The sequence below is a fragment of the Rhizobium leguminosarum bv. trifolii WSM2297 genome (assembly GCF_000271845.1).
In genome coordinates, this window is record NZ_JH719395.1 from 738,515 (window position 1) to 753,045 (window position 14,531).

The window sequence follows — 14,531 nt, forward strand, 5'->3', positions numbered from 1 at the left end:
CTGGAAAGACCGGACGGGAAATGTCGGAATCTGTATTTGTGACTGTGCCAGAGCATGTTGCCATCATCATGGACGGCAATGGCCGTTGGGCCAAGCAGCGCGGCCTGCCGCGCACTATGGGCCATCGCAAGGGCGTCGAGGCGGTCCGCGAGACAGTGCGCGCCGCCGGCGCGGCCGGCATAAAATATCTGACGCTCTTTGCCTTCTCGTCTGAGAACTGGCGCCGGCCTGAGGCCGAGGTCTCCGATCTGCTTGGTCTGCTCAAGGCTTTCATCCGGCGTGACCTTGCCGAGCTTCATCGCCAGAATGTGCGGATCAAGGTGATCGGCGACCGCCACAGCCTGCGCAGCGACATTCTCGGCCTGCTGCTCGAGGCGGAGGAAACGACCAAGGACAATACGGCGCTGACGCTGGTCATCGCCTTCAACTACGGCTCGCGCGACGAGATCTCGCGGGCTGTGGTGAGCCTGGCTCGGGACGTCGAGGCCGGCCGCCTGAGGGCGCAGGATATCACGCCATCGCTGATCAACGCCCGTCTCGATACGGCCGGTATTCCCGATCCGGACCTCATCATCCGCACCAGCGGCGAGGAGCGGCTTTCCAATTTCCTGCTCTGGCAGGCCGCCTATTCGGAATTCATCTTCGTTCCGGAATATTGGCCGGATTTCAGCCCCGATATCTTCCGCCAGGCGCTCGAGAAATTCGCCTCCCGCGACCGGCGCTTCGGGGGTCTGTCGTCGCAGGCAGCCGCGGTCGGCACCTGATGCAGCAGGAATTGAAGCTCCGCATCGTTTCGGGACTTATTCTTGCGGTGATCGTTCTTGCCGCCACCTGGTATGGCGGTTTTGCCTTCCGCATCCTGGCGGCCGTGATCGGCCTGCTGATCTATTATGAATGGTCGACAATAACCGGCATCGCGCGTGATTGGGTCGCCAACGCCGTCGGCTGGATCGGCCAAGCGGCGATCGCCTTCCTCGTGCTTGTCGGCCATTTCGAATTCGCCGCCGGCATGCTGGCCGGCGTCACCGCCGTCGGCATAGCGCTGATCATCCTGCACGGCACCAGCCGCTGGTTGCCGGTGGGCCTGTTTTATGCCGGCGCCACCGGCCTGGCGCTCGCCGCGATCAGAAGCGATGACCGGCCGGGCCTCTATGCCATGCTCTTCGTCTTTGCCGTCGTCTGGGCAACCGACATCCTTGCTTATTTCGTCGGCAGGGCGCTTGGCGGACCGAAGCTCGCGCCTTCGATCTCGCCGGGAAAGACATGGTCGGGGGCCATCGGCGGTGCCGTTTCGGCGGTTGCAGCCGGCGTCGTTCTCGTCCACTTTCTCCTCCCGGGCGCTGAAATCATCGCTGCCGTTGCGGCACTCGTTCTCTCGGTTTGCAGCCAGTCGGGAGATCTGTTCGAATCGTTCATCAAGCGGAAATTCGGCGTCAAGGATTCAAGCCGTCTCATTCCGGGTCATGGCGGCGTCATGGACCGTGTCGACGGACTGATTTTCGCCTGTTTTTCGGCGTTCTTGCTTGCTGGGTTATTTTCCCTGATAAAGGGGACTGCGATGACGTCGCTCGGCGCGGCCTTGTTCGGCCTTTGATGATGCGGCAGCCTGACGGAAGGAATTGTTGGAAGTGATGACCGATATATACGCATTCCTGATGGGGAATATCGTCACCTTCATCCTCGTGCTCTCGCTGCTCGTCTTCGTGCACGAGATGGGCCACTACCTCGTCGGGCGCTGGAGCGGTATCCGCATCCTTGCCTTTTCCGTCGGTTTCGGTCCGGAGATATTCGGCTTCACCGACCGCCACGGAACCCGCTGGAAGATTTCGCTGATCCCGCTTGGCGGCTACGTGCGGTTCTTCGGCGACGAGGACGCTTCCAGCAAGCCCGACACCGACAAGCTCAGTGCCATGTCCGAAGAGGACAGGGCGCGTTCCTTTGCCGGCGCCAAGCTGTGGAAACGCGCCGCGACGGTCGCGGCCGGCCCGATCGCCAATTTCCTGCTGGCGATCGCCATCTTCACCCTTCTTTTCTCGATCTACGGCCGTTCGGTCGCCGATCCCGTCGTTTCCGAAGTCAAGCCGGAAGGCGTAGCGGCTGCCGCCGGCATCCTTCCCGGCGATCTTCTGGTTGCCATCGACGGCGGCAAGGTCGAGACTTTCGACGACGTGCGCCGCTATGTCGCCATCCGCCCGAGCCAGCAGATCGTCGTCACCATCGAGCGTGGCGGCCAGAAGCTGGACCTGTCGATGGTGCCCCAACGCGTCGACATGACCGACCAGTTCGGCAACAAGATCGAGGTCGGCCAGATCGGCATCGTCACCAGCAAGGAGGTCGGCAATTTCCGCCTCCAGACCTACACGCCGCTCCAGGCGCTGCGGGAGAGTGTGCTCGAGACCCGGGATATCGTCACCGGTACCTTCAAATATATCGGCAACATCTTCGCCGGAACGATGCGGGCGGACCAACTGGGTGGACCGATCCGCGTGGCGCAAGCCTCGGGCCAGATGGCGAAGCTTGGGATAGGGGCAGTGTTGCAGCTTGCCGCCGTGCTTTCAGTTTCGATAGGATTGCTTAACCTGATGCCGGTTCCGGTACTTGATGGCGGCCACCTGATGTTCTATGCGGTGGAAGCGCTGAGAGGGAAACCGCTGGGCGCCAAGGCTCGGGAAATCGCATTTCGCATTGGCTTGGCCATGATACTGACATTGATGGTTTTCACGACCTGGAACGACATTAGCCTGAGCTAAGGGTAAACGCGCAAGGCAGGGGAATTACTATTTATTTACGATGTTTCAAGGCTGTAGTGGCGAATGGGTCACGCTTCGAAATGAAGTAAACAGAAATTAACGACCTCCCTTGCTTGTATGTCAAAAGCGGGTAAAACGACACACGTGACCGGAATCGGGTTCTCCTGAGGCCGGGGACGAGGGAAAAAAAGGTAATAGGTGAAATGAAGGCTGGTTCAAAGTTTTTGAACGCAGTATCGGCGGTTGCGCTGTCTGCTAGTGTTGTTGCTTCGGGCGCAGGTGCTTTGACGTTCGTTTCCGCTACGGCCGCCGAAGCCGCGGTCATCCAGCGCATCGATGTGCGCGGCGCAAGCCGCGTCGGCGCGGAAGCTGTCCGGTCGAACCTCACCATCGCTCCCGGAAAGAGTTTTTCGAACACCGATATCGACGACTCGGTCAAGCAGCTCTACGGCACGGGTTACTTCTCGGATGTGAAGATCTCGGTCTCCGGAAGCACGCTTGTCGTCAACGTCCAGGAAGCCCAGCTCGTCAATCAGGTCGTCTTCAACGGCAACCGGAAGATCAAGGACGACAAGCTCGCGACCATCGTCCAGACGCACGCCGCCGGCCCCTACAGCGACACCCAGATCCAGTCCGACATCCAGTCGATCAAGGATGCCTATGCCGCCACCGGCCGCAGCGAAGTGGAAGTGACGACGCAGGTGGTGCCGCTCGGCGAAGGCCGCGTCAACCTGGCCTTCGTCATCAACGAAGGCGACCGCACCAAGATCGATTCGATCAAGTTCGTCGGCAACAATGCCTATAGCGCCGGCCGCCTGGCTGCAGTCATCGCCACCAAGCGTTCGAATTTCCTGTCGTTCCTGACCCGCAAGGACGTCTACAACGAAGACAAGCTCCATGCCGACGAGGAAGCGCTGCGCCAGTTTTATTACAATCGCGGCTACGCCGACATGCGCATCGTCTCTTCCGACGCCACCTTCGACGACGCGACCAACAAATACACGCTGACATTCAATATCGAGGAAGGCCAGCGCTACGACTTCGGACCGGTGACGGTCCAGTCGACCGTCGAAGGCGTCGGTTCCGAGCAATTGCAGCCGCTCGTGCGCACCCACGAGGGTCATGTCTACAACGCCAAGGAAGTGCAGAAGTCGATCGAGGCGATCTCCGATCAGGTCGCGTCTGCCGGTTATCCCTTTGCGCGCGTCACGCCGCGCGGTAACCGCGACCTCAACAACAACACGATTGGTGTCGAATACCTGGTCGACCAGGGCGAGCGCGCCTATGTCGAGCGCATCGAAATCCGTGGCAACAGCCGCACGCGCGACTACGTCATCCGCCGCGAATTCGACATGAGCGAAGGCGACGCCTTCAACCAGCAGATGATCACCAAGGCCAAGCGTCGCCTTGAAGCGCTCGGTTACTTCTCGTCCGTCAACATCTCCACCCAGCCGGGCAGCTCGCCTGACCGTGTCGTGGTGGTTGTCGACGTGCAAGATCAGTCCACAGGTTCGTTCGGTGTCGGCGCCGGTTATGCCGCCGGCGGCGATGGTCTGCTGCTGGAAGCCTCGATCGAAGAAAAGAACTTCCTCGGCCGCGGTCAGTACATCCGCATCTCGGCCGGCGGCGGTCAGGAAGGCTCGCGCGCCTACGGCGTCAGCTTCACCGAACCCTACTTCCTCGGCTACCGCCTGGCTGCAGGCTTCGACGTCAACCACAGCGAGACGTCGAGCAACGACAACTACGACTACGAGGAAACCAGCGTCGTGCTGCGCGTCACCGCGCCGATCACCGAGGATCTGGCGACGACCTTCCGCTATAACTACAAGCAGATGAAGTATGACGCGGACAACAACGATCTTTCCGATCTGTCCGCTCCGTATCAGCATCTCGTCGAGGATAGCCCGTGGACACGCTCTTCGGTCTCCCAGACGCTGACCTACAACACGCTCGACGATACGGTCCTGCCACGTGAAGGCATCTACGCGACGGCGACGCAGGAAATTGCCGGTCTCGGCGGCGATTCGCAGTTCTATAAGATCTACGGCAAGGCTCGTTACTACCGTCTGCTCGCTGACGATGCCGATATCATCGGCTCGGTTTCGGCCTCGGCTGGTTATGTTATCGGCTTCGGGGAGCACCTGAATGTCTTCGATCAGTTCACGCTGACCAACGGCGATATTCGTGGCTTTGAAAACAAGGGCATCGGCCCGCGTGTTTCCGGCACCAACGACGATCCGCTGGGTGGTACGACCTATTTCACCGCATCGGCCGAGGCGACTTTCCCGATGCCGGGCTTCCCGCGTGACTTCAACCTGCGCGGCGCGGTTTTTGCCGACGCCGGCACGCTGTTCGGCAACGACGTCGACCTGAGGGGCGACGGCATTGACGGCGAAGACGCTTCCCTGCGCGCTTCCGTCGGTGTCGGTGTCGTCTGGCAGTCTCCCTTCGGTTCGCTGCGCCTGGATTATGCGATCCCGGTTCTCAAGGAAGACTTCGACAAGACGCAGAACTTCAAGTTTGGCATCAACAACCAATTCTGATATCGGCAGTCCGGAACTGTAAGACTCAATTCCGTTCTGGAGCATTGCCGATGGAGCAAAACGTTTTTTTTCTGCCCCATGAAGGTCTGAAGCTCGTTGAGCTGGCAGAGTTTCTTGGGGCGGAACTCGCCAATTCCGACCATGCCGACGTTTTCGTCAGCTCTGTTGCCCCCCTCAACCGGGCGCGGGCGGGTGATGTCTGCTATATCCTCTCGCGCCGCAGCCGCGATGAACTGGCGACATGCGAAGCCTCGGCGGTGATCTGCGACAAGGCGCTCGCCGATCTCGTCCCCCCGCATATCCCGGTCATCCTGTCATCCAATCCGCATGCAGCCTTTGCGATGGCGGGGGGGCTGTTTTATCCCGCGGCATTGCGCCCGGCGGCCATCCCAGGTGAAAACGGGATCGCGCCGAGCGCGGTGATCGATCCGAGCGCCAAGCTCGAAAAGGGTGTGATCGTCGAGCCATTGGCCGTGATCGGACCGCATGCCGAGATCGGCGAAGGGACGCGGATCGGCGCGCAAAGCGTTATCGGTTCTGGCGTCAAGATCGGCCGGGATTGTTCGATTGCGGCCGGCGCCAGCGTTCTCTTCGCGCTGATCGGCAATGGCGTCATCATCCATAATGGTGTGCGCATCGGCCAGGATGGTTTCGGTTATGCGCCGGGGCCGCGCGGGATGATCAAGATCGTCCAGATCGGCCGGGTGATCATCCAGGATAATGTCGAGATCGGCGCCAACACGACGATCGACCGCGGCGCCATGGACGATACGGTGATCGGCGAGGGCACCAAGATCGATAACCAGGTACAGATTGGCCACAATGTTCAGATCGGCCGCCATTGCGCCATCGTCGCCCAAGTCGGCATTGCCGGCAGCACGAAGATCGGCAATGGCGTGCAGATCGGCGGCCAGGCCGGCATCAAGGGGCACGTGACGATTGGCGACGGCGTGCAGATCGCCGCCAAAAGCGGTATCATGACCGACCTTCCAGCCGGCGGACAATATGGCGGTGTCCCTGCGCGTCCGTTAAAAGACTATTTGAGAGAGGCGGCGCAGCTGGTCTCCAAGACCAAGCAGCGCGAGAAGAAACCTGGAGGCACGCAAAATGACTGATGAAGCCGCGACAACGCTTTCTTCGGCTGACATCATCGAGATCATGAAGCTGCTGCCGCATCGTTACCCCTTCCTCATGGTCGACAAGATCATCGAGATCGATGGCGACAACAGCGCGGTCGGCATCAAGAACGTCACGGTGAACGAACCGCATTTCACCGGTCATTTTCCGGAAGCTCCGATCATGCCCGGCGTTCTCTTGATCGAGGGCATGGCGCAGACCGCAGGTGCGATCTGTGCTAAGAAGGAAGGCCAGCCCGGCAACCTCGTCTACTTCATGACCATCGAGAATGCGCGTTTTCGCAAGCCCGTCGTGCCCGGCGATCGCGTCGAATTCCACGTCAAGAAGCACAAGCAGCGCGGCAACATCTGGAAATTCCATTGCGACGCCAAGGTTGATGGCGCGCTTGTCGCCGAAGCCGATATCGGCGCGATGATCGTTCGTAAGGAACAGGCATGAGCACTATCGCCGAAAGCGCCCGCATTCATCCGATGGCTGTCGTCGAAGACGGGGCTGTGATCGGTGAGGGCGTCAAGATCGGTCCCTTCTGCCATGTCGGGCCGCACGTCGTCCTGCATGAAAATGTCGAACTCTTGTCGCATGCGGTCGTCACCGGCCGCACGGTGATCGGCAAGGGCACGCGCATATTTCCAATGGCCGTCATCGGCGGCGATCCGCAGAGCGTGCATCACGGCGGTGAGGAGACGACGCTTTCGGTTGGCGCCAACTGCACAATGCGCGAAGGCGTGACGATGAACACCGGTACGGCCGATTTCGGCGGCCAGACGATCGTCGGCGACAACAACCTCTTCCTGGCCAATTCTCACGTCGCGCATGACTGCAAGGTCGGTAATCACGTGATCATGTCGAACAATGTCATGCTCGCCGGCCATGTCGTCATCGAGGATCGCGTCATCCTGGGCGGCGGCTCAGCCGTTCACCAGTTCACCCGCGTCGGCCGTCAGGCCTTCGTCGGCGGGCTTTCGGCAGTGAGTTACGACGTCATTCCCTACGGCATGTTGAACGGCAACCCCGGGCTGCTGAGCGGCCTCAATGTCGTCGGCATGACGCGCGCCGGCGTCGACCGCGCCGTCATTCACCGGGTGCGCCGCGCCTATAAGTCGATCTTCGAAGGAACGGCCTCCGTCCGCGAAAACGCCGCCGCCATCCGCGATGAATATGCCGATTGCGAGCCGGTGGTCCAAATCCTCGATTTCATTGCGGCCGACAGTGATCGTGCCCTGTCCTCGCCGACCCGGGGGCAGAAGGGCTAGTCCTGTGGCTTTTTCCAGCGACACCGCTGCGGGCCGGCTGGCGATCATCGCCGGCGGCGGCCTTCTGCCTTCCTACGTCGCCGAAGCCGCGCGAGCGGCGGGTGAAAATCCCGTTATCGTCGCCCTGAAGGACGAAAGCGACCGGCGCTGGGAAGGCTATGACCACGCCGTCATCGGCATCGGCGATTTCGCAGCCCTTGATGGATTGCTCAATCGTTATGGTGTCGGCCGTGTGGTGATGTCGGGCAGTGTGGCCCGGCGGCCGGAATGGCGCGAGGTGCGCCCGACGCTACGCGTTCTGATGAAGATGCCGGCCGCCATCCGCACGCTGCTGTCCGGCGGTGACGATACGGTTCTGCAGATGGTGATCCGGCTGATCGAAGGAAACGGCCGCCGTGTCGTCGGCGCCCATGAAATCGCCCCCGATCTTCTTGCCGCGGTCGGTCCGCTTGGCGCAGTGGCGCCCGGCGAGGAGGATCGCCGCGATATCAGCCGCGCGGCCGAAGCTGCCGAAATGCTCGGCCGGCTCGATGTCGGGCAGGGCGCCGTCAGCATCGGCGGTCGCATCGTTGCGCTGGAAGGGTTGGAAGGCACGGACGAAATGCTCGAGCGTGTCGCGGGTTTGAGAGCCGCCGGGCGCATCTCGCCGCGCCGCCGCGGCGCGCTCGTCAAGCTCTGCAAGCCGCAGCAGGATATCCGCGCTGACCTGCCGGCGATCGGCGTTTCCACCGTCCTGAACGCGAAAGAAGCCGGTCTCGGCGGTATCGCCGTGGAGGCCGGCCGCTCGCTGGTGCTTGATCGCGCCGCCGTCATCAAGGCCGCCGATGAGGCCGGGCTTTTTGTCTGCGGCATCGATCGCGGGTTAGCGACATGGGGGCTTGAATGAATGGGGCGCCGCTGAAGATCGCCGTCATTGCCGGTGAGGTGTCGGGTGATCTGCTCGGCGCCGATCTGATCGCCGCCCTGAAGCGGATTCATGGCGGGCCGTTGGAGCTTGTCGGCGTCGGCGGCGAGGGGCTGCAGGCGGAAGGCCTGAACTCCCTGTTCGATTTCTCCGAGCTGTCGATCATGGGGATCACCCAGGTGCTGAGCCGGCTGCCGACGCTTTATAGGCTGATCCGTCAGACGACTGCCGCGATCATCGCTGCAAGGCCTGACATTCTCGTCATTATCGACAGCCCGGATTTTACCCATCGCGTCGCAAAGCGGGTTCGCACCGCGCTGCCCGATCTGCCTGTCGTCAATTATGTCTGTCCGAGCGTCTGGGCCTGGAAGGAATATCGCGCCACGCGCATGCTCGGCTATGTCGATCACGTGCTTGCTGTCCTGCCCTTCGAGCCGGCAACCATGCAGCGCCTCAACGGGCCGGCAACGACCTATGTGGGGCATCGGCTGACCGCCGACCGGGCGCTGCTGGAGACCCGGCGACTGCGTGCCGGCCGGCAGCCCGGCACAGGCGCGGTCCTGCTTCTGCCCGGTTCACGCTCCTCCGAGATCCAGAAGCTCCTGCCGCATTTCGAGGTGGCGGTGAGCGAACTCACCGCCCGCAATGGGCCGATGCGTTTTATTCTGCCGACGGTGACGCACAAGGAGGGGCTTGTCCGCGAATTGACGGCGAAATGGGCGGTCCAACCGGAGATCGTTATCGGCGCGGAAGCGAAATGGAGGGCCTTCGCTGAAGCCGATGCAGCCATGGCGGCGTCCGGAACCGTTATTCTTGAACTGGCGCTTGCCGATGTTCCCGTCGTCTCCGCCTACAAGGTCGACTGGATCATGAGGCTGCTGACATCGAGCATCAAGACCTGGACCGGCGCATTACCAAACCTGATTGCCGATTATGCTGTCGTGCCGGAATATCTGAACGATGTCGTTCGCGGCGCAAGCCTCGCACGCTGGATGGAAAGGCTGTCGGCCGACACTTACCAGCTGAAGGCGATGAAGGAAGGCTATGAGCTCATCTGGCAGCGCATGCAGACCGAAAAACCGCCCGGCGCGCATGCCGCCGAAATCCTTCTCGATGTGCTGAAAAAGAAAAAACCCGGTCGTATCTGACCGGGTTTCTTTTTGGCTGTGAAGCGATCAGCGCTTCGAAACCGGGATGTAATCGCGCTTCGGTTCGCCGACATAAAGCTGGCGCGGCCGGCCGATGCGCTGTTCCGGATCCTCGATCATCTCGTTCCACTGCGCGATCCAGCCGACGGTGCGGGCAAGCGCAAACAGCACGGTGAACATGGTCGTCGGGAAGCCCAGCGCCTTCAGCGTGATGCCGGAATAGAAGTCGATGTTCGGATAGAGCTTCTTCTCGATGAAATATTCGTCGGTGAGCGCGATGCGCTCCAGTTCCATCGCCACTTCGAGCAACGGATCATCCTTGATGCCGAGCTCGCCGAGCACCTCATGCGTTGTCTTCTGCATGATCTTGGCGCGCGGATCATAGTTTTTGTAGACCCGGTGACCGAAGCCCATCAGGCGGAAGGGATCGTTCTTGTCCTTGGCGCGGGCGATATATTCCGGAATGTGTTCGACCGAGCCGATCTCATGCAGCATGTTGAGCGCTGCTTCGTTGGCGCCGCCATGGGCGGGGCCCCAGAGGCAGGCGATACCGGCTGCGATGCAGGCGAACGGGTTGGCGCCCGACGAACCGGCGAGACGGACGGTCGAGGTCGAGGCGTTCTGCTCGTGATCGGCATGCAGGATGAAGATGCGGTCCATGGCGCGGGCAAGCACCGGATTGACCACATATTCTTCGCAAGGCACGGCAAAGCACATGCGCAGGAAGTTTGACGCGTAGTCGAGATCGTTCTTCGGATAAACGAAGGGCTGGCCGATATGGTACTTGTAGGCCATGGCGGCAAGCGTCGGCATCTTGGCGATCATACGCAGGCTGGCGACCATGCGCTGATGCGGATCGGTGATGTCCGTCGAGTCATGATAGAAAGCCGACAGCGCGCCGACGCAGCCGCACATGACGGCCATTGGATGCGCATCGCGGCGGAAGCCGGTGAAGAAGCGGCTCATCTGCTCATGCACCATGGTGTGGTGCGTGACGCGATAATCGAAATCCTTTTTCTGCGCGGTGGTCGGCAGTTCACCGTAGAGAAGCAGGTAGCAGACTTCGAGGAAGTCGCCATGCTCGGCCAGCTGCTCGATCGGATAGCCGCGGTGCAGCAGCACACCTTCGTCGCCGTCGATATAGGTGATTTTCGATTCACAGGATGCGGTCGAGGTGAAACCCGGATCGTAGGTGAAGGAAGCCGTGTTCTTGTAGAGGGCACCGATATCGATGACGCTCGGGCCGATCGTGCCGCTCTTGACGGCTAGGTCGACAGATTTGTCACCGATTTTTATTGTAGCGCTTTGATCCGTCATGCTGATCCTCCGAAATGGCGGTGGCGCCACAAAAGCGCCATAGGGGTTAAGCGTCCTCACCGATAGCTATATGATCGTGAAGCTAATGCCAAGTTACCGTGACGGCATTTTGTGCATTGCGGTATCACCTTTTAGGCACTGCAGCGATGAGCCGCGCGCATACCGGAAGCCAATGATTCGACTGCTCTTTTGGCGGTGCCGATTTTCCCTCATATTTCAATCGATTATTCTTGCTCGTTTTGATTGAAGGCTGCATTCTGGGCGCTCGCGCGGGTGATGTTGGGCGGGGCATGGGGGACTTGACGACAGTCGAATTGCGGCCGGAAGCGGGCGTCGGCCTGGCCGATTCCCCAGGTTTTTCCGCGCCCGCTGTGGTGAAACGCCCGGCAAGGACGCAGTCCGCCATGCCGTTGCACCATCGGCTGCCGGCTGCGGCCTCGCAATCGCTGCGTGCCGGAATCCGGATGCTGGGCGAGGAAGCCGACCATGGCCGGCTGCTGCTGTTCTCGCCGGTCTTCCTCGGCGCCGGCGCAGCCTTCTGGTTTCTTGCGGCATCGGATTTTCCCCTGGTTGCGTCGCTGCTCTGCCTGCTGGTGCCGGCGGCCGGGGTTCTCGTTGCCGGCCGCAGCCGGCCGGCCTTGCGGGCCAGCTTCCTGGCGCTGGCGCTTGTCGCCTGCGGCATGCTGTCGGCACAGTTCGAGAGCTGGCGGGCTTCGACCGTGATCCTCGATTCATCCGTGACGACGACGGTGACCGGCCGTGTCGAACGGCGGGAAGGCGACGGGCGTGGGCGCTGGCGCTATATTCTTGCCGTCACCGGCACGCAGGCGCCGGAGCTGAAGCGGCGGCCAGGGCGCATCACCGCGATCGCCCGCGGCGCCGACGCGCCTTTCGAGATCGGCGACATCATCACCGGCAGGGCACGGCTGACGCCGCCGGCAGGCCCCGCACTGCCCGAGCTCAACGATTTCTCCTTCGGTGCCTATTTCGATGGCATCGGCGCCAACGGCTTCTTCTATGGCGCGCCGGAGAAAGTCGATCTGCAGGCAGGTCCGCAGGCAGCGAGATCGACGTCGGAAGCTCTGCTCGGATGGCTTTACCAGCTGCGCAGCGGCATTGGCGACCGCATTCGGGCGATCCTGCCAGGCGATACCGGCGCGTTTGCCGCCGCTCTGGTGACCGACGAGCGGCGCGCCATCTCGAACGCCACGACGGAGGCGCTGCGCCAGTCCGGGCTTGCTCATATCGTTGCGATCTCGGGCCTCAACATGGCCCTGTCGGCCGGCATCTTCTTCGTCGGCTTCCGGATGCTGCTCAGCCTTTTTCCGGGCGTTGCTCAGGCCTATCCGACAAAGAAGATCGCCGCCGCCGGCGCGCTGATTGCCGTCACCGCCTACTTCCTGATCTCAGGATTCGGGGTCTCGGCCGAACGCGCCTTCATCATGATGGCCATCATGCTGATCGCAGTCTTCTTCGATCGCCCATCGATCGGCCTGCGCAATGTCGTTCTCTCCGCCCTCGTCATCATCGCCATCTCGCCTTCCGAAGTTCTGGGCCCGAGCTTTCAGATGTCCTTTGCCGCGACATTGGCGCTGGTATCGGGTTATCAGCTGTGGAAGGACCGGCGTGTCCGCGAAAACGCTTTCCTGAAACTGCCGGTCTTCCGGCCGGTCGTTGCGGTCGCCGGTTTCTTCGGCGGCGTCTTCCTGACCTCGCTGATCGGTGGTTTTTCCACGGCGCTGTTTTCGATCGAGCATTTTCATCGCCTGACCGCTTACGGCCTGCCGGCCAACCTCGCGACGATGCCGATCATCTCCTTCATCGTCATGCCGGCCGGTCTGCTGGCGATGTTGCTCATGCCGTTCGGTCTGGACGTGCCGCTCTGGAAGGTGGTCGGCTTTGGCCTCGATCTGGTGATCGCCGTCGCCAAGACGGTGTCCGGCTGGGGCGGCGATATCGGCGTCGGCCGCTTGCCCGCCTGGTATTTCGCCGTGGCCGTGGCAGGTTTTCTGCTGCTGACGCTGCTCCGCACCCGGCTGCGCCATGCCGGCACAACGATCCTCGCCGTCTCGACGCTCATTGTGCTGATTCTGCCGGTTCCCCGGCCGCCGGATCTGGTGATTTCGGAGGATGGTGGTCTGGTCGCGCTCGTCGAGGCGGCGGCAATGGCTTCCAATCGTGAAAACCCGCCGGATTTCATCTTCGACCAGTGGCAAAGAGCGCTGGTCCTACCGGCGCATCACCCGCCGAAGATGCTGGATGGCCCTGCTATCCCGCCCGAGGGAGAAGACCGCCGCGTCAGGCTTTCCCGCGATCAGCAGAATAAAGCGAGGACGGCGATGCGGGCGGCCGCAACGGACGGTGAAGCAAACCGCTTTTCCTGCGTCAAGAAGGCCTGGTGCACATCGAGGCTTGGCAATGGCCGCATCGTCATTGTCATCGACAATGCCGCTTATCTCGGTCCGGCCTGCGATGCGGCCGATATCGTCGTGACGCCGGTCCGCCTGCGTTTCAACAGCTGCCGCTCAGGCGCGACGCTCTTCACCGGTGAGACGCTGCGCAAGACCGGTTCCGTCGAGCTGCGCTTCGCAGACGCTGGCCTGGAGGTCGCAACCGCATTCGAAACCTTGTCGCGGCCGTGGATGCGCCATCGCGCCTATGACTGGCGCAGCAACAGTTTTGCCGAACCCGGCCCGTCCGGTGTCAGTGATAGCGGCGAATGAGGCCGACGAGCTTGCCCTGCACCTTGACGCGATCAGGTCCGAAGATCCGGGTCTCGTAAGCCGGGTTGGCCGCTTCAAGCGCGATCGAGGCGCCCTTGCGACGGAAACGCTTCAGCGTCGCTTCCTCGTCATCGACGAGGGCAACGACGATATCGCCGGGGCTTGCGGTACTGCCGTTGCGGATGATCACCGTATCGCCGTCGAAGATGCCGGCGTCGATCATCGAATCGCCTTTGACCTCCAGAGCATAATGTTCGCCGGAACCGAGCATATCGGCCGGAACGACGATGTCGTGGGTGTTGTTCTGGATTGCCGAGATCGGGACGCCGGCAGCGATTCGGCCCATGACCGGTACCGAGACCGAGTTGCCGTTGTCGGCGACAGGTTTTGCAGGCGCGGGGGCGGCGGCCGGCTGGGGCTTGCCGAGGCTGCCCTCGATGACGCTCGGCGAAAAGCCGCGCCGGGGCTGGATGCTGGGGCTATAGGCCTCCGGAAGCTTGATGACTTCGAGCGCCCTGGCGCGGTTCGGTAGGCGGCGAATGAAACCGCGTTCCTCGAGCGCCGTGATCAGGCGATGAATGCCGGATTTGGAGGCCAGATCCAGGGCATCCTTCATCTCGTCGAAAGACGGCGGAACGCCGGATTCCTTCATGCGCTCATGAATGAAAAGGAGAAGCTCCTGTTGTTTGCGCGTGAGCATCGACGTCAGACCCCTGATTGAAACAAATCCAGAACAGACACTATATGTTCCATATG

General features: G+C 61.7%; 12 protein-coding genes. 10 read left to right on the plus strand and 2 right to left on the minus strand.

Features of this window, described 5'->3' with window-relative positions:
- The first annotated feature begins 20 nt into the window (after positions 1 to 20).
- The 9 genes from RLEG4DRAFT_RS18885 (at position 21) to lpxB (ending at position 9,735) form a co-directional block, all read left to right on the plus strand.
- On the plus strand, positions 21 to 764 hold the full coding sequence (locus RLEG4DRAFT_RS18885) for an isoprenyl transferase (RefSeq protein WP_003579040.1): 744 nt from the start codon (positions 21 to 23) through the stop codon (positions 762 to 764).
- A complete protein-coding gene (locus tag RLEG4DRAFT_RS18890; RefSeq protein WP_003579042.1) occupies positions 764 to 1,594 on the plus strand; it encodes a phosphatidate cytidylyltransferase in 831 nt (276 codons plus the stop codon). The genes RLEG4DRAFT_RS18885 and RLEG4DRAFT_RS18890 overlap by 1 nt, the downstream gene beginning before the upstream one ends.
- A 37-nt stretch (positions 1,595 to 1,631) precedes the next feature.
- On the plus strand, positions 1,632 to 2,750 hold the full coding sequence (rseP, locus tag RLEG4DRAFT_RS18895) for an RIP metalloprotease RseP (protein ID WP_037093854.1): 1,119 nt from the start codon (positions 1,632 to 1,634) through the stop codon (positions 2,748 to 2,750).
- A gap of 203 nt (positions 2,751 to 2,953) precedes the next feature.
- Positions 2,954 to 5,293 (plus strand): outer membrane protein assembly factor BamA, encoded by a 2,340-nt coding sequence (bamA, locus tag RLEG4DRAFT_RS18900; RefSeq protein ID WP_003579046.1) that lies wholly within the window; start codon positions 2,954 to 2,956, stop codon positions 5,291 to 5,293.
- A 50-nt stretch (positions 5,294 to 5,343) separates the two neighbouring features.
- Positions 5,344 to 6,408 carry a UDP-3-O-(3-hydroxymyristoyl)glucosamine N-acyltransferase gene (gene lpxD, locus RLEG4DRAFT_RS18905; RefSeq protein WP_003579049.1) on the plus strand — a complete coding sequence of 355 codons (1,065 nt, stop codon included), beginning with the start codon at positions 5,344 to 5,346 and terminating at the stop codon, positions 6,406 to 6,408.
- Positions 6,401 to 6,868: a 3-hydroxyacyl-ACP dehydratase FabZ gene (fabZ, locus tag RLEG4DRAFT_RS18910; protein ID WP_003579051.1), complete on the plus strand. Its 468-nt coding sequence runs from the start codon at positions 6,401 to 6,403 to the stop codon at positions 6,866 to 6,868. Before lpxD ends, fabZ begins: the two co-directional genes overlap by 8 nt.
- Positions 6,865 to 7,683 (plus strand): acyl-ACP--UDP-N-acetylglucosamine O-acyltransferase, encoded by an 819-nt coding sequence (lpxA, locus tag RLEG4DRAFT_RS18915; RefSeq protein ID WP_003573366.1) that lies wholly within the window; start codon positions 6,865 to 6,867, stop codon positions 7,681 to 7,683. Before fabZ ends, lpxA begins: the two co-directional genes overlap by 4 nt.
- A gap of 4 nt (positions 7,684 to 7,687) precedes the next feature.
- The gene (locus tag RLEG4DRAFT_RS18920) at positions 7,688 to 8,569 is read left to right on the plus strand and encodes an LpxI family protein (protein WP_003579052.1); all 882 of its coding nucleotides are present in this window, start codon (positions 7,688 to 7,690) and stop codon (positions 8,567 to 8,569) included.
- Complete coding sequence (gene lpxB, locus RLEG4DRAFT_RS18925) at positions 8,566 to 9,735, plus strand: lipid-A-disaccharide synthase (RefSeq protein ID WP_003579054.1); 1,170 nt, start codon at positions 8,566 to 8,568, stop codon at positions 9,733 to 9,735. The genes RLEG4DRAFT_RS18920 and lpxB overlap by 4 nt, the downstream gene beginning before the upstream one ends.
- 27 nt (positions 9,736 to 9,762) lie before the next feature.
- Here lpxB and gltA read toward each other — a convergent pair whose 3' ends face one another.
- Positions 9,763 to 11,052 (minus strand): citrate synthase, encoded by a 1,290-nt coding sequence (gene gltA / locus RLEG4DRAFT_RS18930; RefSeq protein ID WP_003579056.1) that lies wholly within the window; start codon positions 11,050 to 11,052, stop codon positions 9,763 to 9,765.
- Positions 11,053 to 11,342: 290 nt separating this feature from the next.
- On the opposite strand from gltA, the gene RLEG4DRAFT_RS18935 reads away from it, so the two are divergent.
- On the plus strand, positions 11,343 to 13,775 hold the full coding sequence (locus RLEG4DRAFT_RS18935; protein WP_003579058.1) for a ComEC/Rec2 family competence protein: 2,433 nt from the start codon (positions 11,343 to 11,345) through the stop codon (positions 13,773 to 13,775).
- On the opposite strand, the gene lexA is transcribed toward RLEG4DRAFT_RS18935, so the two are convergent.
- Positions 13,756 to 14,475, minus strand: coding sequence for a transcriptional repressor LexA (lexA, locus tag RLEG4DRAFT_RS18940; protein ID WP_003579060.1), 720 nt, complete (start codon positions 14,473 to 14,475; stop codon positions 13,756 to 13,758). The genes RLEG4DRAFT_RS18935 and lexA overlap by 20 nt on opposite strands.
- Between the last annotated feature and the right edge of the window lie 56 nt (positions 14,476 to 14,531).